General features: G+C 69.4%; 21 protein-coding genes, 1 tRNA gene and 1 pseudogene. 12 read left to right on the forward strand and 11 right to left on the reverse strand.

Annotated elements, in window-relative coordinates; genetic code table 11:
* Positions 1-123: 123 nt before the first annotated feature.
* Both ACFXI4_RS15285 and ACFXI4_RS15290 read left to right on the forward strand, forming a co-directional pair.
* A pseudogene (locus ACFXI4_RS15285) lies at positions 124-299 on the forward strand (TetR/AcrR family transcriptional regulator); the annotation flags it as partial.
* 18 nt (positions 300-317) lie between these two features.
* Positions 318-989, forward strand: a complete 672-nt coding sequence (locus ACFXI4_RS15290; RefSeq protein ID WP_384990633.1) for a hypothetical protein — start codon at positions 318-320, stop codon at positions 987-989.
* A 12-nt stretch (positions 990-1,001) separates the two neighbouring features.
* On the opposite strand, the gene ACFXI4_RS15295 is transcribed toward ACFXI4_RS15290, so the two are convergent.
* Positions 1,002-2,042: an adenosine deaminase gene (locus tag ACFXI4_RS15295; RefSeq protein WP_384990635.1), complete on the reverse strand. Its 1,041-nt coding sequence runs from the start codon at positions 2,040-2,042 to the stop codon at positions 1,002-1,004.
* Positions 2,043-2,176: 134 nt separating this feature from the next.
* Positions 2,177-3,403, reverse strand: a complete 1,227-nt coding sequence (locus ACFXI4_RS15300) for a pyridoxal phosphate-dependent aminotransferase (protein ID WP_362725344.1) — start codon at positions 3,401-3,403, stop codon at positions 2,177-2,179.
* 262 nt (positions 3,404-3,665) lie between these two features.
* Here ACFXI4_RS15300 and ACFXI4_RS15305 point away from each other — a divergent pair.
* The 10 genes from ACFXI4_RS15305 (at position 3,666) to ACFXI4_RS15350 (ending at position 16,973) form a co-directional block, all read left to right on the forward strand.
* Positions 3,666-3,738 (forward strand) — tRNA-Trp (locus ACFXI4_RS15305).
* Positions 3,739-3,846: 108 nt separating this feature from the next.
* Positions 3,847-4,134, forward strand: coding sequence for a preprotein translocase subunit SecE (gene secE, locus ACFXI4_RS15310; RefSeq protein WP_071385039.1), 288 nt, complete (start codon positions 3,847-3,849; stop codon positions 4,132-4,134).
* 80 nt (positions 4,135-4,214) lie between these two features.
* Positions 4,215-5,114 (forward strand): transcription termination/antitermination protein NusG, encoded by a 900-nt coding sequence (nusG, locus tag ACFXI4_RS15315; RefSeq protein WP_384990638.1) that lies wholly within the window; start codon positions 4,215-4,217, stop codon positions 5,112-5,114.
* A 156-nt stretch (positions 5,115-5,270) separates the two neighbouring features.
* On the forward strand, positions 5,271-5,705 hold the full coding sequence (gene rplK / locus ACFXI4_RS15320; protein ID WP_132857189.1) for a 50S ribosomal protein L11: 435 nt from the start codon (positions 5,271-5,273) through the stop codon (positions 5,703-5,705).
* Between the two features lie 81 nt (positions 5,706-5,786).
* Positions 5,787-6,512: a 50S ribosomal protein L1 gene (gene rplA / locus ACFXI4_RS15325; protein ID WP_351748951.1), complete on the forward strand. Its 726-nt coding sequence runs from the start codon at positions 5,787-5,789 to the stop codon at positions 6,510-6,512.
* 191 nt (positions 6,513-6,703) lie between these two features.
* On the forward strand, positions 6,704-7,570 hold the full coding sequence (locus tag ACFXI4_RS15330; RefSeq protein WP_384990640.1) for a hypothetical protein: 867 nt from the start codon (positions 6,704-6,706) through the stop codon (positions 7,568-7,570).
* Positions 7,571-7,855: 285 nt separating this feature from the next.
* Positions 7,856-8,386 (forward strand): 50S ribosomal protein L10, encoded by a 531-nt coding sequence (gene rplJ, locus ACFXI4_RS15335; RefSeq protein WP_362719901.1) that lies wholly within the window; start codon positions 7,856-7,858, stop codon positions 8,384-8,386.
* Between the two features lie 136 nt (positions 8,387-8,522).
* Positions 8,523-8,906, forward strand: coding sequence for a 50S ribosomal protein L7/L12 (gene rplL, locus ACFXI4_RS15340; protein WP_384990724.1), 384 nt, complete (start codon positions 8,523-8,525; stop codon positions 8,904-8,906).
* Positions 8,907-9,485: 579 nt separating this feature from the next.
* Positions 9,486-12,971, forward strand: a complete 3,486-nt coding sequence (gene rpoB / locus ACFXI4_RS15345) for a DNA-directed RNA polymerase subunit beta (protein WP_362719898.1) — start codon at positions 9,486-9,488, stop codon at positions 12,969-12,971.
* 102 nt (positions 12,972-13,073) lie between these two features.
* Positions 13,074-16,973, forward strand: coding sequence for a DNA-directed RNA polymerase subunit beta' (locus ACFXI4_RS15350; protein WP_362719895.1), 3,900 nt, complete (start codon positions 13,074-13,076; stop codon positions 16,971-16,973).
* Positions 16,974-17,028: 55 nt separating this feature from the next.
* On the opposite strand, the gene ACFXI4_RS15355 is transcribed toward ACFXI4_RS15350, so the two are convergent.
* The 9 genes from ACFXI4_RS15355 to ACFXI4_RS15395 all read right to left on the reverse strand — a co-directional run bounded on the left by ACFXI4_RS15355 (position 17,029) and on the right by ACFXI4_RS15395 (position 24,128).
* On the reverse strand, positions 17,029-17,292 hold the full coding sequence (locus ACFXI4_RS15355) for a hypothetical protein (protein ID WP_362564606.1): 264 nt from the start codon (positions 17,290-17,292) through the stop codon (positions 17,029-17,031).
* Positions 17,279-17,506, reverse strand: coding sequence for a hypothetical protein (locus ACFXI4_RS15360; protein ID WP_384990644.1), 228 nt, complete (start codon positions 17,504-17,506; stop codon positions 17,279-17,281). The genes ACFXI4_RS15355 and ACFXI4_RS15360 overlap by 14 nt, the downstream gene beginning before the upstream one ends.
* A 27-nt stretch (positions 17,507-17,533) precedes the next feature.
* A complete protein-coding gene (locus ACFXI4_RS15365) occupies positions 17,534-18,400 on the reverse strand; it encodes a peptidoglycan-binding protein (protein ID WP_384990647.1) in 867 nt (288 codons plus the stop codon).
* A 99-nt stretch (positions 18,401-18,499) separates the two neighbouring features.
* Positions 18,500-18,925, reverse strand: a complete 426-nt coding sequence (locus tag ACFXI4_RS15370; protein WP_384990650.1) for an ATP-binding protein — start codon at positions 18,923-18,925, stop codon at positions 18,500-18,502.
* A gap of 29 nt (positions 18,926-18,954) precedes the next feature.
* Entirely contained in the window at positions 18,955-19,647 is a 693-nt protein-coding gene (locus ACFXI4_RS15375; RefSeq protein ID WP_384990653.1) for a hypothetical protein, read from the reverse strand.
* The gene (locus ACFXI4_RS15380; RefSeq protein WP_384990655.1) at positions 19,647-20,789 is read right to left on the reverse strand and encodes a hypothetical protein; all 1,143 of its coding nucleotides are present in this window, start codon (positions 20,787-20,789) and stop codon (positions 19,647-19,649) included. Before ACFXI4_RS15380 ends, ACFXI4_RS15375 begins: the two co-directional genes overlap by 1 nt.
* Complete coding sequence (locus ACFXI4_RS15385) at positions 20,786-21,883, reverse strand: hypothetical protein (protein WP_384990658.1); 1,098 nt, start codon at positions 21,881-21,883, stop codon at positions 20,786-20,788. The genes ACFXI4_RS15380 and ACFXI4_RS15385 overlap by 4 nt, the downstream gene beginning before the upstream one ends.
* A gap of 63 nt (positions 21,884-21,946) precedes the next feature.
* On the reverse strand, positions 21,947-23,164 hold the full coding sequence (locus tag ACFXI4_RS15390) for a hypothetical protein (RefSeq protein ID WP_384990660.1): 1,218 nt from the start codon (positions 23,162-23,164) through the stop codon (positions 21,947-21,949).
* Positions 23,165-23,207: 43 nt separating this feature from the next.
* Positions 23,208-24,128, reverse strand: coding sequence for a phage distal tail protein (locus ACFXI4_RS15395; RefSeq protein WP_384990662.1), 921 nt, complete (start codon positions 24,126-24,128; stop codon positions 23,208-23,210).
* Positions 24,129-24,132: the final 4 nt, after the last annotated feature.

The raw sequence follows: 24,132 nt of genomic DNA on the forward strand, positions 1-24,132 counted from the left end.
CCGCTCGCGTGGGACTTCAGTACGCCACACCACCCACCCGCTGGTTCATCGCCTGGGCCACCTCCGCCCGGGCGATGAAGCTGCCCTTCGCCGGGAAGCCGCCGATCGCCGTGCGGTAGGGGCGCCGACACCTTCGCCGCCGCCTCCCTGCTGCTCGGCGCCCGCGTCCAGCGGGGCTTCGCCTTCGAGGCGCCCCGACCGGCGGACGCCCGCCGCCGGACACGTTCGCCGCCCGGCTCGTCAGCACCCTGCTCGACGGAATCTCCGTTGCCGGGGAGCCCCGCGGCCCGCGACCCTGATGCCATGAGGCATGCCCCATGCGGCTGAGACTCCGCGAGTTCCGGCCCCGCACCGGCCCGCACGAGCGCCGGGTCGTCCAGCCCCGACAGCCCCTGCGCCACACCTCCCTGCGCCGGCCCGCGCCCGTCGGCACGCTCATGGGCGACCACGACGGGCTCAGCCGGCTCGCGGGGCTGTTCTCGTTCGCCGCCCACTCACCGCACACGATCGTCCACGTGCCCCTGCGGGACGGGGTGCCGCCCGACGAGGGCCGAGGGCCGCTCGTCGATCTCGTCCTGGCCCACGGCTCGCTCGGCCTGCGCGCCTCGCAGTGGCCCGGGCTGCGCCGACGGCTGCGGCGGGGCGACGGGGTCCCGCTCACCGTCCGCACCGACGAGGCGCGCACCGCGCGGGACGCCGCCGGCCTGCTCGCCCGGCAGCGGCACACCGACCGCCTCGACGAGCTGCGCCACACCGTCCACGCGAGCACGTTCTTCCTCTTCGGCAGCCGGGACGTCTTCGCCGAGGCCGCCATGTCGCTCGCCCGCGCGGCCGGCTGGGGGCCGCGTCAGAAGAGGGTGTCCGAGGGGCAGGCGGCACTGGTGTCGGGACTGTGGGGGCTGAGGCAGCCGCCCGGCGGCGGGCACCCGGTCGAGGTCCTAGTCTGCTTCAAGGCGTACCCGCCCTACGCCCACTTCCGAAGGCCCTGACGAAGAGGCCGATCAGGACGCCGGCGCGGCCAGCCATGCGTCGACGCCCGCCAGGAGCCTCGCCTTCACGTCCTGCGGTGCCGCCGAACCCCGTACCGACTGCCGGGCCAGCTCCGCCAGTTCCGCGTCCGTGAAACCGTTGTGCACGCGCGCGATGTCGTACTGGGCGGCCAGACGGGAGCCGAACAGGAGTGGGTCGTCCGCGCCCAGCGCCATCGGGACGCCCGCCTCGAACAGCGTGCGCAGCGGGACGTCCCCGGGCTTGTCGTAGACGCCGAGGGCCACGTTGGAGGCCGGACACACCTCGCAGGTGATGCCGCGGTCCGCCAGACGCCGGAGCAGTCTCGGGTCCTCCGCCGCCCGCACACCGTGCCCGATCCGGGAGGCGTGCAGATCGTCCAGGCAGTCCCGTACCGACGCCGGCCCGGTCAGCTCGCCGCCGTGCGGGGCCGCCAGCAGTCCGCCCTCGCGCGCGATGTGGAACGCCCGGTCGAAGTCCCGGGCCATGCCCCGCCGCTCGTCGTTGGAGAGCCCGAAGCCGACCACACCGCGGTCCGCGTACCGCACGGCCAGCCGCGCGAGCGTGCGCGCGTCCAGAGGGTGCTTCATACGGTTCGCGGCGACCAGGACGCGCATCCCGAGGCCCGTCTCCCGGGACGTCGTCTCCACCGCGTCCAGGATGATCTCCAGCGCCGGGATCAGCCCGCCCAGGCGCGGCGCGTACGACGTCGGGTCCACCTGGATCTCGAGCCAGCCCGAGCCGTCCCTGACGTCCTCCTCGGCGGCCTCCCGGACCAGTCGCCGGATGTCCTCGGGCTCTCTCACACAGGAGCGCGCGGCGTCGTAGAGCCGCTGGAAGCGGAACCAGCCGCGTTCGTCGGTGGCCCGCAGTCTGGGTGGTTCGCCGCTGGTCAGGGCGTCGGTCAGCGCCTCGGGAAGGCGTACACCGTACTTGTCGGCCAGCTCCAGGACGGTTGCCGGCCGCATCGAACCGGTGAAGTGCAGATGCAGGTGAGCCTTCGGCAGCTCAGTGACATCACGTACGTGCTCCATTCCAGGATCCTGCCGCACACGACCGGTGCACCGGTAGCCGATTCCCCTTTAGTGGCCTTGCTCGCACACGCGAACGGGCCGCCTCCCCCGGAGGGAAACGGCCCGCACGCGCGTGCAGCGCGGAAGAAAAGAGGTCAGTCCTGCGCCTCGGCCAGCAGCTTCTGCATGCGGCTCACGCCCTCGGCGAGGTCCTCGTCACCGAGCGCGTACGACAGCCGCAGGTAGCCGGGCGTGCCGAAGGCCTCACCGGGTACGACCGCGACCTCGGCCTCCTCCAGGATCAGCTCGGCCAGCTCCACCGAGGAGGCCGGCCGCCTGCCGCGGATCTCCTTGCCGAGCAGCCCCTTGACCGACGGGTACACGTAGAAGGCGCCCTCGGGCTCCGGGCAGACCACGCCGTCGATCTCGTTGAGCATCCGCACGATGGTCCTGCGGCGCCGGTCGAAGGCCTCGCGCATCTTCGCCACGGCCGCCAGGTCGCCGGAGACGGCGGCCAGGGCGGCGACCTGCGCCACGTTGGAGACGTTCGAGGTGGCGTGCGACTGGAGGTTCGTGGCCGCCTTGACGACGTCCTTGGGGCCGATGACCCAGCCCACCCGCCAGCCCGTCATCGCGTACGTCTTGGCGACCCCGTTGACGACGACGCACTTGTCGCGCAGCTCGGGCAGGATCGCCGGCAGCGAGGTGAACTTCGCGTCGCCGTAGACGAGGTGCTCGTAGATCTCGTCGGTCAGCACCCACAGGCCGTGCTCGACGGCCCAGCGGCCGATCGCCTCGGTCTCGGCCTCGCTGTAGACCGCGCCGGTCGGGTTCGACGGGGAGACGAAGAGCACGACCTTCGTCTTCTCCGTGCGCGCCGCCTCCAGCTGCTCCACGGAGACGCGGTAGCCGGTGGTCTCGTCGGCGACCACCTCCACCGGGACACCGCCGGCCAGCCGGATCGACTCCGGGTACGTCGTCCAGTACGGGGCGGGGACGATGACCTCGTCGCCCGGGTCCAGGATCGCGGCGAAGGCCTCGTAGATCGCCTGCTTGCCGCCGTTGGTGACGAGGACCTGGCCCGCGTCCACCTCGTAACCGGAGTCGCGCAGCGTCTTCGCGGCGATCGCGGCCTTCAGCTCGGGCAGACCGCCGGCCGGCGTGTACCGGTGGTACTTCGGGTTCTTGCAGGCCTCGATCGCGGCGTCGACGATGTAGTCCGGGGTCGGGAAGTCGGGCTCACCGGCGCCGAAGCCGATCACCGGGCGTCCGGCGGCCTTCAGGGCCTTGGCCTTGGCGTCCACGGCGAGGGTGGCGGACTCGGAGATCGCGCCGACTCGGGCGGAGACCCGGCGCTCGGTGGGAGGGGTTGCAGCGCTCATGGGGTCCATCGTTTCAGACCGGAAACCTGCGTGGCACGCCGGTTTCACAGACTGAACAAGCACGGGCCAGGCCGTGAACAAGCGTCCGGATCCCGGCCGCGGCCAGGACGATCTTCCGTACGGTCGTCCCGGACTGCCACTTTCTGTTCGACGCGGCGCCGTGGACCACGTACACTCACTCCTCGTTGGCCTTCAGCGGGCGCGACCGAGCGAGTGCACTCCGAGCACTCGGCCGGATGCGGTACGTTGGTGGACACAGCAAAGGGTCGTAGCTCAATTGGTAGAGCACCGGTCTCCAAAACCGGCGGTTGGGGGTTCAAGTCCCTCCGGCCCTGCTACACACACCGCCAGGATGTGTGCGCATGTACGTACAAGTATTGCACCGCCGTGCGGCTCAGGAACCGGGCGCGGCACGGCCACGACCCGGGATCAGGTGAGGATGAATGACGGACGCCGTGGGCTCCATCGATACGCCTGATGCCCAGGACGAGGTGTCGGAGTCCAAGAAGAAGGCCCGCAAGGGCGGTAAGCGTGCCAAGAAGGGCCCGCTGAAGCGCCTTGCCACCTTCTACCGCCAGATCATCGCGGAGCTCCGCAAGGTCGTCTGGCCGACTCGTAACCAGCTGACGTCGTACACCACCGTGGTGATCTTCTTCGTCGCCATCATGATCGCTCTGGTGACCGTGATTGACTATGGACTCAACCACGCTGCCAAGTACGTCTTCGGCTGAGCACAGAGCGAAGGGCGCCGTGGTACCGGCGCCCGTTTTCGCATGTTCCACCCCTATGTATCCAGGAAGAAGCAGCCATCGTGTCTGACCCGAACCTGAACGACGACGCCACCGAGCCCCGCGGGCAGGCGGCCGAGACGGTCGACGACGAGCTCGACATCGTCGAGGGCGCGGACGAGCAGGACGAGTTCGAGGCTGCTGAGGCCGAACTGGGGGAGCCGGCCGAGGAGACCGCGGTCCACGTCGAGGACGAGGACGAGGACGAGGCTGTCGGCGCGGAGGAGTCGGAAGAGACCGACGAGGACGCCGAGGAAGACGCCGACGAGGCCGAAGAGGCCGTCGCGGAAGAGCCCGCCGAGCCGGTCGACCCCGTCCAGGCGCTCCGCGAGGAGCTCCGCCTGCTGCCGGGCGAGTGGTACGTCATCCACACCTACGCCGGGTACGAGAACCGCGTGAAGACCAACCTGGAGCAGCGCGCCGTCTCGCTGAACGTCGAGGACTACATCTTCCAGGCCGAGGTGCCGCAGGAAGAGGTCGTCCAGATCAAGAACGGCGACCGCAAGACCATCAAGCAGAACAAGCTGCCCGGTTACGTGCTCGTCCGCATGGACCTGACGAACGAGTCCTGGGGTGTCGTCCGCAACACCCCGGGTGTCACCGGCTTCGTCGGCAACGCCTACGACCCCTACCCGCTGACCCTGGACGAGATCGTCAAGATGCTCGCGCCGGAGGCCGAGGAGAAGGCAGCGCGCGAGGCGGCGGAGGCCGAGGGCAAGCCGGTGCCGCAGCGCAAGGTCGAGGTCCAGGTGCTGGACTTCGAGGTGGGCGACTCGGTGACGGTGACCGACGGTCCGTTCGCGACGCTGCAGGCGACGATCAACGAGATCAACCCCGACTCCAAGAAGGTCAAGGGTCTGGTGGAGATCTTCGGTCGGGAGACGCCGGTGGAGCTGTCCTTCGACCAGATCCAGAAGAACTAGTCCCTTCTGGAGATCGCACTTCCGAGCAGGTCAGGCCTCGCCTGACCTGCTCGGTTTTTGGCCGCGCATCCATACCCGTTATCGTTGTGCGGTATGCCTGCGTCCGGGTGGTCCCCGGGTGCGGGCAGGACCCGAATGGAAAGGACCCGGAGAGCTATGCCTCCCAAGAAGAAGAAGGTCACGGGGCTTATCAAGCTCCAGATCAACGCCGGTGCGGCGAACCCGGCCCCGCCGGTCGGCCCCGCGCTCGGCCAGCACGGCGTCAACATCATGGAGTTCTGCAAGGCCTACAACGCCGCGACCGAGTCGCAGCGCGGTTGGGTCATCCCGGTCGAGATCACGGTCTACGAGGACCGGTCCTTCACCTTCGTCACCAAGACCCCGCCGGCCGCGAAGATGATCCTCAAGGCCGCCGGTGTCGAGAAGGGCTCCGGCGAGCCCCACAAGACCAAGGTCGCCAAGATCACCCAGGAGCAGGTCCGGGAGATCGCCCAGACCAAGCTTCCCGACCTGAACGCCAACGACCTGGACGCCGCGTCGAAGATCATCGCCGGCACCGCCCGTTCCATGGGCATCACGGTCGAGGGCTGATCCCCACCTTCGTAGAACCACCGTGGCAGGGCCTGCTCGGCCCGTACACCACGACTCCTTCAGAACCCACAGGAGCAAGTTGTGAGCAAGCGCAGCAAGGCCCTTCGCGCTGCGGACGAGAAGATCGACCGGGAGAAGCTGTACGCCCCGCTCGAGGCCGTCCGTCTCGCCAAGGAGACCTCCACGACCAAGTTCGACGGCACCGTCGAGGTCGCCTTCCGCCTGGGTGTCGACCCGCGCAAGGCCGACCAGATGGTCCGTGGCACCGTGAACCTCCCGCACGGCACCGGTAAGACCGCCCGGGTCCTGGTCTTCGCGACCGGTGACCGTGCCGAGGCCGCGCGTGCCGCGGGCGCCGACATCGTCGGCGCCGACGAGCTGATCGACGAGGTGGCGAAGGGCCGTCTGGACTTCGACGCCGTCGTCGCCACCCCGGACCTCATGGGCAAGGTCGGCCGCCTCGGCCGCGTCCTCGGCCCGCGTGGTCTGATGCCGAACCCGAAGACCGGCACCGTGACCCCGGACACCGCCAAGGCTGTGACCGAGATCAAGGGCGGCAAGATCGAGTTCCGCGTCGACAAGCACTCGAACCTGCACTTCATCATCGGCAAGACGTCCTTCGACGACGACAAGCTGGTGGAGAACTACGGCGCCGCGCTGGAGGAGATCCTCCGTCTGAAGCCGTCCGCGGCCAAGGGTCGCTACATCAAGAAGGCCGCCATCAGCACCACGATGGGCCCCGGCATTCCGGTCGACTCGAACCGCACCCGCAACCTCCTCACCGAGGAGGACCCGGCCGCCGTCTGAGCCCCGCGCTCGGTCCGGCAGCCGCGTCAGGGACGCGTCACCACCAGGACGGGCCCCGCAACCCCGGAGGGTTGCGGGGCCCGTCCCGTTTCCCGGCCGCGCGGGCTCCCGCGTCGCAGGACCTCGGCCCCGGCTGTCGGTGGCCTGGGTTAGCGTCGGGGGTGCGGGAGTCGTAGGGGGGGTGGGCCGAGATGACGAGGCCGAGGGTGCGCCGGGTGGTCCCGGCGATAGCGGTGGCGATCACGCTGACCGGGGCGGCCGCCTGCACCTCCTCGTCCGGCCCGGACACCGGGAGCGGCGGCAGCGCGCACCACGCCCGCGCCCTGGCCGCCCTGCGCTCCGCCGAGCGGTCCACGCAGCGGGCCCGGTCGGTGCGGGTCCGCTCCACCACGGCCCTGGGCTCCCTGATGTCCACGAGGGCCGAGGGTGCCCTCGACTGGGCGGACGGCCTCACCGGCACGCTGACCATCACCTACACCGGAGGCAGCACCGCCGACCTGATGCGCAGGCTCGACTCGACGTCCCTGGAGACCCGCTACCTCCACGACGCCTACTACGCCAAGGTCGGTCCCGCCTTCGCCCGGAAGCTGGGCGGCAAGCACTGGATCAAGTACCCCTACGACTACCTCGCGACCCTGGGCGGCGGCTCGGGCGCGATGATGACCGACCTGATGCGCAACACCACGCCCAACCGGTCGGTGCGGCTGCTGCTCGCCTCCGGGGACGTACGCAGGACGGGCGAGGAGCAGGTCTCCGGCGTGCACACCACGCACTACTCGGGCACGGTGAGCGTCTCCGACCTGAGCGGCGAGAGCGAACTGCGCGCCCAGCTCACCGAGGCCGGTGTCGGCACCGAGACCGTCGACATCTGGGTCGACGACAAGAACCTGCTGGTCAAGAAGGTCGAGAGGGCCGCCACGGCGAGCGGCACGATGGCCCAGACCGCCTACTACAGCGACTACGGCGTGCCGGTCGCCGCCGAGCAGCCGCCGGCCGGCGACACCGAGGACTTCAGGACGCTGCTGAAGAAGCAGGGCGGCACCGGATCGACCTCGTGAGAGCGGCCGTTCGGAGCGGATTTGCTCGACAGTGCACCGGTCCCGTACTCTCCTGGAGAAGCCAAAGACCGCTGGTCGTTGCCGTGTGCTCGTAAGAGGGCGCGGTGGCCGAAGGATCCGCTGAACCGCGGACGACCCGCGCAGGTGACTGTGGAAGTGCTCCCGGGACACATGCTCAGGTGTGTGTGATCGGTCGAGCTACGCCCCGTGCGCCTGCGCCGGGGCGTTTCGTTTTCTCAGCCCCTTCTGAGCGGTCCTCATCACCCGGAAGGAGGCCGACGCTCTATGGCAAGGCCCGACAAGGCTGCCGCGGTAGCCGAGCTGACGGAGCAGTTCCGCAGCTCGAACGCCGCCGTGCTGACCGAATACCGGGGTCTCACCGTGGCGCAGCTCAAGACGCTGCGCCGTTCGCTCGGTGAGAACGCCCAGTACGCCGTGGTGAAGAACACGCTGACCAAGATTGCGGCCAACGAGGCCGGGATCTCGACGCTCGACGACCTGTTCAACGGTCCGACGGCGGTCGCCTTCGTCACCGGTGACCCGGTGGTGTCGGCGAAGGGTCTTCGTGACTTCGCCAAGGACAACCCGAACCTCGTCATCAAGGGCGGTGTCCTTGACGGCAAGGCGCTGTCCGCCGACGAGATCAAGAAGCTTGCGGACCTCGAGTCCCGCGAGGTTCTGCTCGCCAAGCTGGCGGGCGCCATGAAGGGCAAGCAGACGCAGACTGCTCAGCTCTTCCAGGCGCTTCCCTCGAAGCTCGTCCGCACCGTGGACGCGCTCCGTGCCAAGCAGGACGAGCAGGGCGGTGCCGAGTAATTCGGCTCCCGAAATGACCGCCGCCTGAGGTTCGCCGTCGCAAGCGAAGCACCTGAGGCAGAGGTCGTAGCGGGCCGAACGTACGCCCGCCAGACATGTACATCCGGCACCAGCCGAAATTAGTGGAAGGAAAGCCATCGTGGCTCTCACCCAGGACGAACTGCTCGCCGAGTTCGAGGGCATGACCCTCATCCAGCTCTCCGAGTTCGTGAAGGCGTTCGAGGAGAAGTTCGACGTCACCGCCGCCGCCGCGGTCGCCGTCGCGGGCCCCGCCGCCCCGGGCGCCCCGGTCGAGGCCGCTGAGGAGAAGGACGAGTTCGACGTCATCCTCACCGGTGCCGGCGACAAGAAGATCCAGGTCATCAAGGTCGTGCGTGAGCTGACCTCGCTCGGCCTGAAGGAGGCCAAGGACCTCGTGGACGGCGCCCCGAAGCCCGTCCTCGAGAAGGTCGCCAAGGACGCCGCCGACAAGGCCGCCGAGTCCCTCAAGGGCGCCGGCGCCTCCGTCGAGGTCAAGTAAGGCCTCTGAGGTCGCGCAGACCTCTGTGCGCTGAAACACGCCCCTCGGGCCTGTAACGCGCGGACCGCGAAGAGCGATCATCCATCCGGGTGGTCGCTCTTCGGCGTTCCCGGGAGGCCGACCACGGTTGCCTTGCACCCGCTCCGGCGGGGGGTATGGTGATCTTCGTCGTGTCCCTGGCGCACCGGGTTTGCGCAGCGGGGCCTTGACGAACCGCACGCAGCGCGCAATTCTCAGGACGCGTCGCCAGAACGGTCCGAATCCGAGGCATGGATCGGCGACGAAGAGGGCAGTATGAACGTGCGTTGAAGAGGGCAGCATGAACGTGCGTTGAGGGCAGGGATGACGCAGGCGTTGACGATGATGAGGGTCTCAGAAAATGGAGACTGGACATCAGTGTGCCAAGTGGCTACACTGACCCTTTGCGCTGCCTGTTAGCTGTCCCCTGCCCGTCACCAGGGGTCTGCCCTCACCCGAATGCCGACGACCGAACCTCCTCTGAACTGGGGTTTCCGTCTCTGTGTCCGGGAAGGGACCGGGGAGCGCGTAGTGAGTCCGAGCCCTCGGAAGGACCCCCTCTTGGCCGCCTCGCGCACTGCCTCGAACGCGAATATGAACAACGGCGCCAGCACCGCCCCGCTGCGCATCTCCTTTGCAAAGATCAAGGAGCCTCTCGAGGTTCCCAACCTGCTCGCGCTGCAGACCGAGAGCTTCGACTGGCTGCTCGGCAACACCGCCTGGCAGAGTCGGGTCGAGGAGGCTCTGGAGTCAGGTCAGGACGTCCCCACCAAGTCCGGTCTGGAGGAGATCTTCGAGGAGATCTCCCCGATCGAGGACTTCTCCGGGTCGATGTCGCTGACGTTCCGCGACCACCGTTTCGAGCCGCCGAAGAACAGCATCGACGAGTGCAAGGAGCGCGACTTCACGTACGCCGCCCCGCTCTTCGTCACGGCCGAGTTCACCAACAACGAGACCGGCGAGATCAAGTCTCAGACGGTCTTCATGGGCGACTTCCCGCTCATGACCAACAAGGGCACCTTCGTCATCAACGGCACCGAGCGTGTCGTGGTGTCGCAGCTGGTCCGTTCACCCGGTGTCTACTTCGACTCCTCGATCGACAAGACGTCCGACAAGGACATCTTCTCGGCCAAGATCATCCCCTCCCGGGGTGCCTGGCTGGAGATGGAGATCGACAAGCGCGACATGGTCGGTGTCCGCATCGACCGCAAGCGCAAGCAGTCGGTGACCGTCCTGCTCAAGGCGCTCGGCTGGACCACCGAGCAGATCCTCGAGGAGTTCGGCGAGTACGAGTCGATGCGCGCCACCCTGGAGAAGGACCACACCCAGGGCCAGGACGACGCGCTGCTCGACATCTACCGCAAGCTGCGTCCGGGCGAGCCCCCCACGCGTGAGGCCGCGCAGACGCTCCTGGAGAACCTGTACTTCAACCCGAAGCGCTACGACCTCGCCAAGGTCGGCCGCTACAAGGTCAACAAGAAGCTCGGTGCGGACGCTCCGCTGGACGCCGGCATCCTGACCGTCGAGGACATCATCTCGACGATCAAGTACCTGGTGAAGCTGCACGCCGGCGAGACCGAGACGGTCGGCGACAGCGGCGGCTCGATCGTCGTCGAGACCGACGACATCGACCACTTCGGCAACCGTCGGCTGCGCAGCGTCGGCGAGCTCATCCAGAACCAGGTCCGTACGGGTCTGGCCCGTATGGAGCGCGTCGTGCGCGAGCGCATGACCACCCAGGACGTCGAGGCGATCACGCCGCAGACCCTGATCAACATCCGGCCGGTCGTCGCCTCCATCAAGGAGTTCTTCGGCACCAGCCAGCTGTCCCAGTTCATGGACCAGAACAACCCGCTGTCGGGTCTCACCCACAAGCGCCGTCTGTCGGCTCTTGGCCCGGGTGGTCTCTCCCGCGAGCGGGCCGGCTTCGAGGTCCGTGACGTGCACCCCTCGCACTACGGCCGTATGTGCCCGATCGAGACGCCCGAAGGCCCGAACATCGGTCTGATCGGCTCGCTCGCCTCCTACGGTCGCGTCAACGCGTTCGGTTTCGTCGAGACCCCGTACCGCAAGGTCGTCGACGGCCAGGTCACCGACGAGGTGGACTACCTGACCGCCGACGAAGAGGACCGATTCGTCATCGCGCAGGCCAACGCCGGCCTCAACGACGACCTGCGCTTCTCCGAGAACCGCGTCCTGGTCCGCCGCCGTGGCGGCGAGGTCGACTACGTTGCCGGTGAAGACGTGGACTACATGGACGTCTCGCCGCGCCAGATGGTGTCGGTCGCGACCGCCATGATCCCGTTCCTCGAGCACGACGACGCCAACCGTGCCCTCATGGGCGCGAACATGATGCGCCAGGCCGTGCCGCTCATCAAGAGCGAGGCCCCGCTCGTCGGCACCGGCATGGAGTACCGCTCCGCCGTCGACGCCGGTGACGTGGTCAAGGCCGAGAAGGACGGTGTGGTCCAGGAGGTCTCCGCGGACTACATCACCACCACCAACGACGACGGCACGTACATCACGTACCGCCTCGCCAAGTTCTCCCGGTCCAACCAGGGCACCTCGGTCAACCAGAAGGTCATCGTCAACGAGGGCGACCGGATCATCACCGGCCAGGTCCTGGCCGACGGTCCGGCCACCGAGAACGGCGAGATGGCCCTCGGCAAGAACCTGCTCGTGGCGTTCATGCCGTGGGAGGGTCACAACTACGAGGACGCGATCATCCTGTCGCAGCGCCTCGTGCAGGACGACGTCCTCTCCTCGATCCACATCGAGGAGCACGAGGTCGACGCCCGTGACACCAAGCTCGGCCCCGAGGAGATCACCCGGGACATCCCGAACGTCTCCGAGGAGGTCCTCGCCGACCTCGACGAGCGCGGCATCATCCGGATCGGTGCCGAGGTCGTCGCCGGTGACATCCTCGTCGGCAAGGTCACGCCCAAGGGTGAGACCGAGCTGACGCCGGAGGAGCGCCTGCTGCGCGCGATCTTCGGTGAGAAGGCCCGTGAGGTCCGTGACACCTCGCTGAAGGTCCCGCACGGCGAGATCGGCAAGGTCATCGGCGTCCGCGTCTTCGACCGCGAAGAGGGCGACGAGCTCCCGCCGGGCGTGAACCAGCTGGTCCGCGTCTACGTGGCGCAGAAGCGCAAGATCACCGACGGTGACAAGCTCGCCGGCCGGCACGGCAACAAGGGTGTCATCTCCAAGATCCTGCCGATCGAGGACATGCCGTTCCTGGAGGACGGCACCCCGGTCGACATCATCCTCAACCCGCTGGGTGTCCCGTCCCGAATGAACCCGGGACAGGTCCTGGAGATCCACCTCGGCTGGCTCGCCAGCCGCGGCTGGGACGTCTCCGGCCTCGCCGACGAGTGGGCCCAGCGGCTCCAGGTCATCGGCGCCGACCAGGTCGCCCCGCGCACCAACGTCGCCACCCCGGTGTTCGACGGTGCCCGCGAGGACGAGCTGGCGGGTCTGCTCCAGCACACCATCCCGAACCGCGACGGTGACCGCCTGGTCCTCCCGTCCGGCAAGGCGCGGCTGTTCGACGGCCGCAGCGGTGAGCCGTTCCCGGACCCGATCTCGGTCGGCTACATGTACATCCTCAAGCTCCACCACCTGGTCGACGACAAGCTGCACGCCCGTTCGACCGGCCCCTACTCGATGATCACCCAGCAGCCGCTGGGTGGTAAGGCCCAGTTCGGTGGCCAGCGCTTCGGTGAGATGGAGGTGTGGGCGCTGGAGGCCTACGGCGCCGCGTACGCCCTCCAGGAGCTGCTGACCATCAAGTCCGACGACGTGACCGGCCGCGTGAAGGTCTACGAGGCCATCGTCAAGGGCGAGAACATCCCCGAGCCCGGCATCCCCGAGTCCTTCAAGGTCCTCATCAAGGAGATGCAGTCGCTCTGCCTGAACGTGGAGGTGCTGTCCAGCGACGGTATGTCCATCGAGATGCGTGACACCGACGAGGACGTCTTCCGCGCTGCGGAGGAGCTCGGCATCGACCTGTCCCGGCGCGAGCCGAGCAGCGTCGAAGAGGTCTGACGGGAGTCCGGTAGGGGCCTCGCCACCGTGTGAGGCCCCCGCCGACCCCCAGGCCCCCGTTTCAGACCAAAGACTCACAACCCTGAGAGGGATTGACGCATAGTGCTCGACGTCAACTTCTTCGACGAGCTCCGGATCGGCCTGGCCACCGCTGACGACATCCGTCAGTGGAGCCACGGCGAGGTCAAGAAGCCCGAGACCATCAACTACCGCACCCTCAAGCCGGAAAAGGACGGGCTCTTCTGCGAGAAGATCTTCGGCCCCACCCGGGACTGGGAGTGCTACTGCGGCAAGTACAAGCGCGTCCGCTTCAAGGGCATCATCTGTGAGCGCTGCGGCGTCGAGGTGACCCGCGCCAAGGTGCGCCGTGAGCGGATGGGCCACATCGAACTGGCCGCGCCCGTCACCCACATCTGGTACTTCAAGGGTGTCCCCTCGCGCCTGGGCTACCTGCTCGACCTCGCCCCGAAGGACCTGGAGAAGGTCATCTACTTCGCGGCGTACATGATCACGTTCGTCGACGAGGAGCGCCGTACCCGCGACCTGCCCTCCCTGGAGGCGCACGTCTCGGTGGAGCGCCAGCAGGTCGAGAACCGCCGCGACTCCGACCTCGAGGCCCGCGCCAAGAAGCTGGAAAGCGACCTGGCCGAGCTGGAGGCCGAGGGTGCCAAGGCCGACGTGCGCCGCAAGGTGCGCGAGGGTGCCGAGCGTGAGATGAAGCAGCTGCGCGACCGTTCGCAGCGCGAGATCGACCGCCTCGACGAGGTGTGGACCCGCTTCAAGAACCTCAAGGTCCAGGACCTGGAGGGCGACGAGCTTCTCTACCGCGAGCTGCGTGACCGCTTCGGCACGTACTTCGACGGCTCGATGGGTGCCGCGGCGCTGCAGAAGCGCCTGGAGTCCTTCGACCTCGACGAGGAGGCCGAGAAGCTCCGCGAGATCATCCGCACCGGCAAGGGCCAGAAGAAGACCCGTGCCCTGAAGCGGCTGAAGGTCGTCTCCGCGTTCCTGCAGACGTCCAACAGCCCCAAGGGCATGGTCCTGGACTGCGTCCCGGTCATCCCGCCGGACCTTCGCCCGATGGTGCAGCTGGACGGTGGCCGCTTCGCGACCTCCGACCTGAACGACCTGTACCGCCGTGTGATCAACCGCAACAACCGCCTGAAGCGCCTTCTCGACCTCGGTGCGCCCGAGATCATCGTGAACAACGAGAAGCGCATGCTCCAGGAGGCCGTCGACGCGCTCTTCGACAACGGCCGTCGTGGCCGCCCGGTGACGGGTCCCGGCAACCGTCCGCTGAAGTCGCTGTCCGACATGCTCAAGGGCAAGCAGGGCCGCTTCCGTCAGAACCTGCTCGGCAAGCGTGTGGACTACTCCGCGCGTTCCGTGATCGTCGTGGGTCCGCAGCTCAAGCTGCACCAGTGCGGTCTGCCGAAGGCGATGGCGCTGGAGCTGTTCAAGCCGTTCGTGATGAAGCGCCTGGTCGACCTGAACCACGCGCAGAACATCAAGTCCGCCAAGCGCATGGTGGAGCGCGGCCGCACCGTCGTGTACGACGTCCTCGAAGAGGTCATCGCCGAGCACCCGGTGCTGCTGAACCGTGCGCCGACCCTGCACCGCCTGGGCATCCAGGCCTTCGAGCCGCAGCTGGTCGAGGGCAAGGCCATCCAGATCCACCCGCTCGTCTGCACCGCGTTCAACGCGGACTTCGACGGTGACCAGATGGCCGTGCACCTGCCGCTGTCCGCGGAGGCGCAGGCCGAGGCCCGCATCCTGATGCTGTCCTCGAACAACATCCTCAAGCCCGCCGACGGCCGTCCGGTGACGATGCCGACCCAGGACATGGTCCTCGGTCTGTTCTTCCTCACCACCGACGGCGAGCTGCGCGACACCAAGGGCGAGGGCCGCGCGTTCGGGTCCACGGCCGAGGCGACCATGGCGTTCGACGCCGGCGAGCTGGCGCTGCAGTCGGCGATCGACATCCGCTTCCCGGTGGGCACCATCCCGCCGCGCGGCTGGACCCCGCCGGCTGTCGAGGAGGGCGAGCCGGAGTACCAGACCGGTGACACCTTCCGGCTGCGCACCACCCTGGGTCGCGCGCTCTTCAACGAGCTGCTGCCCGAGGACTACCCGTTCGTCGACTACTCGGTGGGCAAGAAGCAGCTCGGCGAGATCGTCAACGACCTGGCGGAGCGCTACCCCAAGGTCATCGTTGCGGCGACGCTCGACAACCTGAAGGCGGCCGGCTTCTACTGGGGCACCCGCTCCGGTGTCACCGTGGCCATCTCCGACGTCGTCGTCCCCGAGGCGAAGAAGGCGATCGTCGCCGGCTACGAGGCTCAGGACGAGAAGGTCCAGAAGCAGTACGAGCGCGGTCTGATCACCAAGGAAGAGCGCACGCAGGAGCTCATCGCGATCTGGACCAAGGCGACCAACGAGGTCGCCGAGGCGATGAACGCGAACTTCCCCAAGACCAACCCCATCTTCATGATGGTTGACTCGGGTGCCCGAGGAAACATGATGCAGATGCGGCAGATCGCCGGTATGCGCGGTCTGGTGTCGAACGCGAAGAACGAGACGATCCCGCGTCCGATCAAGGCGTCCTTCCGTGAGGGCCTGTCGGTGCTGGAGTACTTCATCTCCACGCACGGTGCCCGTAAGGGTCTCGCCGACACCGCCCTGCGGACCGCCGACTCGGGTTACCTCACCCGTCGTCTGGTGGACGTCTCCCAGGACGTCATCATCCGCGAGGAGGACTGCGGCACCGAGCGCGGCCTCAAGCTGCACATCGCGGAGGTCGGCGCGGACGGCGTGCTGCGCAAGGCGGAGAACGTCGAGACCAGCGTGTACGCCCGTGCGCTGGCCGAGGACATCGTCGTCGACGGTGTGGTGCTGGCCCCGGCCAACACCGACCTCGGTGACGTCCTCATCGAGGAGCTCGTCGCCCGTGGTGTCTCCGAGGTCAAGACCCGCTCGGTCCTGACCTGCGAGTCCGCCGTCGGCACCTGCGCCATGTGCTACGGCCGTTCGCTGGCCACCGGCAAGCTGGTCGACATCGGTGAGGCGGTCGGCATCATCGCCGCCCAGTCCATCGGTGAGCCCGGTACCCAGCTGACGATGCGTACCTTCCACACCGGTGGTGTGGCCGGTGACGACATCACCCAGGGTCTGCCGCGTGTCGTCGAGCTCTTCGAGGCCCGTACCCCGAAGGGTGTCGCTCCGATCTCCGAGGCCCAGGGCCGCGTGCGGATCGAGGAGACCGAGAAGACCAAGAAGATCGTCATCACCCCGGACGACGGCAGCGACGAGACGGCGTTCCCGATCTCGAAGCGCGCCCGGCTCCTGGTCAGCGAGGGCGAGCACGTCGAGGTGGGCCAGAAGCTCACCGTGGGTGCCACCAACCCGCACGACGTGCTGCGCATCCTGGGTCAGCGTGCCGTCCAGGTCCACCTGGTCGGCGAGGTCCAGAAGGTCTACAACTCGCAGGGTGTGTCGATCCACGACAAGCACATCGAGATCATCATCCGGCAGATGCTGCGCCGTGTGACGATCATCGAGTCCGGCGACGCCGAGCTGCTGCCCGGCGAGCTGGTCGAGCGCTCGAAGTTCGAGCACGAGAACCGTCGTGTGGTCCAGGAGGGCGGTCACCCGGCCTCCGGTCGCCCGCAGCTCATGGGTATCACCAAGGCCTCGCTGGCCACGGAGTCCTGGCTGTCGGCGGCGTCCTTCCAGGAGACGACGCGAGTCCTCACCGACGCGGCGATCAACGCCAAGTCCGACTCGCTCATCGGTCTCAAGGAGAACGTCATCATCGGTAAGCTCATCCCGGCCGGTACGGGTCTGTCCCGCTACCGCAACATCCGGGTCGAGCCGACCGAGGAGGCGAAGGCCGCGATGTACTCGGCCGTCGGCTACGACGACATCGACTACTCGCCGTTCGGCACGGGCTCCGGCCAGGCCGTTCCGCTGGAGGACTACGACTACGGTCCGTACAACCAGTAGTAGCGGGTTCTGAAGGGCGGTCACCCCGATTGCGGGGTGACCGCCCTTCGGCGTCTCACCGTGCCGTCAGTTCCAGCGCGGCGACGACCACGGTCGCGACGGCGGCCAGCACGCCGACACTGGCCAGCGGCCAGCGCGACCGCTCCAGGGCGTCCAGGCGCTGCTCGTGGTCGGCGAGCTGCTTGTCGGTCTGGTCGCTGCGCTGGACCAGCAGTGCGAGGGAGCCGTCGACGCGGGCGAACCCGGCCTCCAGGGTGCCCCGCAGCCGCTCCAGTTCCAGGGCCACGGCGATCGGGTCGTTCGGGTCAGCGTCGGTCATCGGCGCCTCCCGTCCGCAGCCAGGACGGCAGCAGCGGCTGTACGGCGGGTTCGGCCATGACCCGGGTGACGCCGGCGGCGACGGCCAGTGCGCCGGCGGCCCAGGGCAGGGTGGCCGGGATGCCGGCGGTGTCGACGACCGTCGGCAGCAGGACGCTCAGGCCGACAGCGGTTTGCACGACGGTACGGAGGGTCCGCCTGGCGGCCTCTGACATGGGGTGCCTCGTTTCTTCGAAGGGCGTTCAGGAGCTGTACGGGACCTTGAGCGCCGCCCAGGAGACGGCACCCGGCCAGCCGTCGGCCGCCGAGCCGGTGTAGCCGAGCTTGCGCTGCCACTTCGCGTACGACGCCCGGTCGGCCTCGGTCCACTGCGGCCCGGGGCCGTCGGCGTACGCGGAGCAGCCGACGGCGACGAGCCGCCTGCCCAGCGCGGTGACCACCGCCGACCTCGGCTTCTTCCGGAACCAGTCGGCACCGGGGAAGGGCTGGTAGGCGGGCTTGCCGGGTGGGGTCCTCGCTTCCAGCCGGGCCGCGACCCGGCCGCGGAGGTCGGCCATCGCGAAGCCCTTGGGGTCGATCTTGGTGTTGGTCCACTCCTTGTGGCCGATCACCGAACGGGCGCTCCAGCCGTGCGCCCGGCACAGCGCGGCCGACGCCCGGACCATGGCCTCCAGCTGGACGGCGGGCCACGGGTCCTTGCCGTCGCCGAGGTTGACGCATTCGAAGCCGTAGAAGTGGGCGTTGCCGTCGGTGTCGTTCCGGTCGGGTGCGGGGAGCGAGGCGCTCTCGGCGGCGACGGCCCGCAGGACGTCGCCGTCGCCGCTGCCGGCGTGGTTGGCGCGGCCGTTGCCCACGAGATGGACCGTGCCGTCCTTGGCGATCACGCCGTGGCAGAGCGGGCCGGGCAGGTCGGAGCGGCCGTTGAAGCACATGCTGACGGAGGTGCTGGTGCCGGAGGTGACGGTGTGATGGATGATCACGCCGTTCACCGGGCCCCAGGCACCGTGTCCGGCCCTGTTGTGGGTGCGCCAGCCGTCGTGCTCGACGACGGTGACGCCTTCGGCCCCGAGAGCGGACAGGAGGACTTCGGCGGAGAGGGGTGTGGCCATCGGGATCCTTCCGGGTGGGATATGCGGGCATGAAAAAACCCCGGCCGGCGCGAGGCGGCTCGGGGTGCGGCTGGGGCGCGGCGTGGAGTGGGCGGACGGTCAGGCGCCGGTCTCCGTACCGGACCCGGAGGCCGTGTCCGTCGGCCCGTCGCCCGATCCGTCGGCGGCGGGGGTCCAGGTGGCGCACAGGGCCGTGTAAGCCGCGGTGTTCTGGGTGAAGTCGGCGAGGGCGGCGGCCACCGCTCGCTGGACCGCCGTCTGGTCGGGGACCACCGGGGCCGTGCCGACCGGTGGGACGGTGACCCGGCCGATGCCGCGGAGCACGGCGTTGTCGGTGCCGGACTCGGTGAACTGGGCGATGACGTTGACCGCGGAGTAGGTGCCGGTGATCGAGTCCGGGCCGATGACGTCGCTCAGGCTGGTGTCGGAGACGTTGACGTGGATGGTGTGGCCCGCCTCGGTGAGGGTGGCCCGGCCGGCGAAGTCGATGGCGAGGCCCCAGGGCTGGCTGGTGTCGATGTCCATGGGAGGGGGGGTCCTTTCCTGGCAGGGGGTCAGGTCTGGCGGCCGTACATGAGCACGGGGTTGGCGTAGACGGTGCCGGACGCGCTGGTGACCACGGCCTGGATCTCGACCTTGAGCAGCGTGTTGTAGACGGACGCGAAGTCGGCGCTGAGCGGGCCCGAGTAGTCGAAGTCCGCCGGGGTGTCGGCGACACCGCCCCACTGGACGCCGTTGACCAGCACCTTGACCTGACCGGTGGCCCCGGAGCTGGCCCGGGTGTTGACCAGCAGGCGCATGTTCGGCTGCCAGACGACGTTGTACGACATCGCGACCGTCGTGAAGCCGCTGGTCGTGGTGGTCTGCGGCCAGCGGGACAGGGTGGTGTCCTGCGGCGGCAGCATGTTCAGCCAGGGCCGGGCCAGGCCGCCGGCTCCGATGTCGTCGGAGATGAGCTCGCGCTCGGCGGAGTCGTAGATGCGCAGCGGCTGCAGCGAGCCGGCGGTGCCGTCCCCGTTGTACATGCTCAGGGCGCGTTTGCCGGTCTGGCGGCGCAGCTCCATCTGGTACTCGCCGCCGTTCCAGTTGCCGACCCGGAAGATGGCGGCCCCGCCGGACGGTCCGACCGACAGGGAGCCGGAGACCGTGCTGAGCGGCGGCCGGGTGTTGACGGCGGTGGACAGCTGCTGGATCCGGCGTTCCATCTGGGTGAGCCGGTCGATGATGTCTTCGGGGAGCTGGGGCATCAGGCGGCCTCCTCCAGGTAGAGCTCGGCGGTGTCGGGGCGGCCGCGCTGCGCCGGGCTGACCTTGACGCCGATGATCCGGTAGCCGGCGTCCAGGCCCTCGGTGAACCACTCGTCGGTGATGCGGATGCGCGCGGTCCGGCCGAGCAGCGCGGTCGGCACCAGGTCGTCGAGCCGGATGCTGATCTCCGGGACCACCACCGCGCCGGTGGCGGCGGTCAGTTCGGTACGGGCGAGGGCGTTCAGGGTGGCCGGGTCGCTGACGTCGTTGTGGTCGGAGGTGAGGTCGATGCGCGGGTAGCCGGCGGCGCCGATGAGCCGGTCGGCGACGGCGACCGTGGAGGCCAGGGGCCGGGACTCGGCGGACTGGTCGTCGTTGACGGAGGCGCCCCGGGCCCGGGCGGTGGTGCCGCCGCGGGTGGCGTCACGCGGGAAGGAGTACGACAGGATCGAGCCGGGCCGGTCCAGGACCAGGGGCGTGGAGCCGGTCTCGATCCGCGGGCAGCCGAGCACCAGCCGGCGTACCCGGGTCCCGGCGACCGGGTCGGTGTAGACGCTGACGTGGTACTCGAAGCCGTTCTCCAGGGCGGCCAGCGCGTCCAGCGCGTCCTGGTAGGAGGTCTCGTCGCCGTCCCGGTAGGTGATCGTGCGCGGCACCGGGGAGGTCTCGGTGCCGGAGGTGACGAGGATGTTCCCGCCGTCGAGCTGGGTCTGCATGTGGTCCCACAGGCCGCGGGCGATGTCCAGCTGGTCGGCGTCGGTGAAGGGCAGCTTGAACAAGGGGTCGTAGGCGGGAGTGTCCGCCCGGATCACCCGCCGCCCCGCGTACGACTCGAAGGTCGCCGCCTGGATGCCGAGGGTGAGGATGCCCTGGTCGTCGCTCTGCAGGGTGCTGGTCCAGATGATCCCGCCCCACCACAGGTCGGTGCCGCGCTGGAGGTAGACCGAGGTACGGCCCTCCTCGATCCTGCGGACCCGGGCGGCCACCTCCGCGTTGGGGACCGGGACGGTGCCGGACAGCGACCCGGCCTTGCCGATGTAGTCGTCGACGGTGACATCGCGCAGCGGCAGGATGTCGATGGTCCTGTCGGTGAGCAGGTCGCAGAAGATCGCCCGGTAGGGCGTGCTGACGGACGTGGTCATGAGGCCGCCTCGTAGGTGGCGGTGCCGACCACGGCATGGCCGCTCGCCCAGGTCCAGGGGGTCAGGGAGTCCACGCCGCCGGTGTTGGTGAAGGCGGCGCCGGAGGGCCGCCCGGAGGAGACGATCAGCTCGAAGGCCGTGCTGGTCGCCAGCGAGACCCTGGCCGTGACGCGGTTGGGCGCGTCGACGGCGAGTTCGGCGAAGCCGATCAGCGGGCGGGTCGCGACGGCCGCGGTCGGCAGCGAGAAGCGCCAGTTGTCACTGGTGGTCGCCCCGGCGCCGAAGCCGGTGGTGCTGCCGAAGGTGATCGAGAAGTTGAGGTGCACGGTCGTGCCGAACTTGACGTACCGGCCGCTGACGGCGGCGTTGCCGAACGCGGGCGGCGCGTTGCCGCTGCTGGTCGTCCAGGCCGGCGTCCAGTCCTGCCAGACGGGCAGCACCGGGTAGTTGGCCCAGGCGGTGCCGTTCCAGCGCTGCAACTGGCCGTTGACGTCACGGTACTGACCCGGGTAGGCGCCGCCCGCGCTGTCGGTGGTGACCGGGAGGATGCCGCCGAGGCCGACGGTGGCGGTACGCATACCGGTCAGTGCGCCGGTCCAGTCGATGGCGTTGCCGCCGGCGCCGGCCCCCTTGGCCACGGCGACCTGGTACAGCGGGATCGACAGGGCCGGTGTCGCGGGTACGGCCGGCGTGGCGGCCGGGATGCCCCGGACGATCTCGACGGTGGCCTCGGTGCGGCCGGAGCCGTCGTAGGCGTCGTCGTAGACGCGCAGGACGACCAGGTCGATCCGGCCGTACTGGGCGTCGCCGTCGGTGAAGGTCAGGGGCAGGTACTCGGTCAGCGCGACCGGGTAGGCGCCCTGCGCGTCGGCGCCCTGGACGACGGCCCGGCCGGGGCTGACCGTGGCCGTCATGGTGCCGGTGGCGCCCGTCAGGGTGAAACCGGAGATGCGGTACTGGCCGTCGGGGGAGCCCGGCAGGATGCCGGAGCGGGTGGCGACGGGGGAGGTCGGGGTGAGGACGCCGAGGGCGGCGAGCCGGGTGTCCTCACGGGTCTGGCTGTCCGGGGACAGCCAGCCGGAGCGTACGGGCATGGTGAACTCCTTGCTGGATCGGGGGAGCCGGGGGCGAGGGGGCGGCCGCGCGGCGCGCCTGTGTCAGGAGGCGGACTCGTAGGTTCCGTAGACGGACAGCACGTCACCGGCGCCCCAGGTCACGGGCGCCGACTTGTCCCAGATGGCGGTGGTGGCGGCGAAGCCGTCGCGCAGCGAGCGGACGACGCCCCCGTTGGTCGTCGCCAGCAGCCCGCTGCCCTGGTAGAAGAGCTGGGCCGACTGGTCGTAGGCGACCGCGGTCAGCACCCGCCCGTCCAGCTTCCACCCGGTGGACACCGGCGCGGCCGGCAGTGAGAACGTCCAGTTGGCGTTGGCGTCCTGGGCGGCGAGGTTGGTCGTCGAACCGATCAGCAGATAGATCCTGACGTGCACGATGGTGCCGGTCTTCGCGTACGACCCGGCGAGCGTGCCGTTGCCGAGGACGGGCGCGGCGCCGGTCTCGGCACGCCAGACGGGCGTGTAGTCGGTCCAGGTCGGCACCGGCTGGTACGAGACCCACGCCGAACCGTTCCAGCGCTGGAGCAGTCCGGCGGAGGAGTCCCGGTACTGCCCGGTGTAGCCGGCGGTGGTGACCGCCCCGGCCGGGGCGATCCCGCCCAGGGCGCTCGGGTACGACACCCAGGCCGAGCCGTCCCAGCGCTGGAACGCGCCTCCGGAGTCACGGTACTGGCCGGGGTAGGCGCCGTTGCCGGTCTCGCCGACCACCGGCAGGATGCCGCCGACCGCCACGGTGGGGGTGCGCAGGTCGGTGACGTCGGTGCTCCAGTTGATGCCGCCCTTGCCGGCGCTGATACCGGCGCGGACGGTGACCCGGTAGAGCGGCAGCGCGATGGGCGGGGCGGCGGGCACGGCCGGGACGGCGGCCGGGGTGCCCTGGACGATCTCCAGGGCGGCCCTGGTCTGCCCGGAGTTGTCGTAGAGCGAGTCGTAGATCCGCAGGACGACCAGGTCGATCCGGGAGTTGGCGGCGTCGCCGTCGGCGAAGGTGAGGGCGGTCGGCTCGGACAGCGTGACCGGGTACGCGCCCTGGGCGGCCGAGCCCGCGATGACGGCCCGGCCCTCGCGGACGGTCGCCGTCATGGCGCCCGAGGCGCCTTCCAGCGCCAGGCCGGACAGCCGGGAGAGACCGTCGTACGACCCCGGCAGGATGCCGGAGCGGACTTCGAGCGGGTTGGCCGGCGTGGTCGCGCCGAGCTGGGTCAGTCGGGTGTCCTCGCGGGTCTGACCGCTCTCGGCCGCCCATGAGCTGCGGAGGTTCATCTGCGGGTCTCCTGTGGTGTGTCGACGTGGGCAGGGGCGTTGCTCACCACTCCGCCGAGCGCCAGCGGACGGTCAGCCGGGCGCCGGTGTCGTAGGCGTCGGGGCGGAACGCCAGCTGGGCGCGGCCGGGCTCGAAGGCGAACAGTTCCTCGGGGCTGCTGTCCGTGGCGGCGGTGTGGCGGCGGGAGGCGGTGGCGTTGAGGGTGACCGTGCCCTCCGCCGTGTCCACGACCAGCTCGTCACCGGCCGCGAGTGTGATGAGGTAGCGCAACTTGCGGCCCGAAGTCCGGTCCGTGACGGTCGGGTTGGCGCACGGGCCGGTGAAGACGAGGGTCGGATGGGTGGGCGCCGAGCCGTTGTTGTCGGCGCTGACGTCACCGGTCGAGGCCGCCTGACCCCAGTGGAGCGGCCAGGTCAGCGGCCAGGTGAGCCCGCTCTCCGGCTGCGGGGCGCCGGTCACGGCCGCCTGCTCGTCCACGGCGTAGCGGCGCGGGTCGGTGGCGTACCACTGCACGGCGGCCCTGGAGACGCCCTGCGTGGTGTAGGTCCGGTCGGCGCCCAGCACGCGCTGGGCGACCCGGGCCCGGACGGCCAGCGTCTCGCCGTGCAGCCGCACCGCCAGCCAGCGCTCCGCGTCCCCGAGCAGCAGGGCCTGGCGCAGCGTGCGCGTCGCGGCGAGGCAGGAGGCGCTGTCGTCGGACGGCGGTACGGTCCACATCGTGGCGCCGACCTTGCGGGGCTTGGCGTAGCGCGCCCCGGGCCAGGCGCCGTGCGCGGTGGGGTGGTCGGCGTCGGTGGTGTCGTAGTCCGGCAGGTCCTCCCAGCCGGTCAGCCCGTCACTGCCGATCTCGTACGGCGTACCGGGGCCGAGCAGCAGACCGGCCCACTGCATCTGCCCGTCGCGGGTGATGAGTGAGCCGGGGGGAACGTCGTCGGCGTATGCGGTTGTGGTCAGGTCGGCCATCGGG

It is taken from the genome of Streptomyces sp. NPDC059224 (assembly GCF_042754285.1).
In the GTDB taxonomy this organism is placed as follows: domain Bacteria; phylum Actinomycetota; class Actinomycetes; order Streptomycetales; family Streptomycetaceae; genus Streptomyces.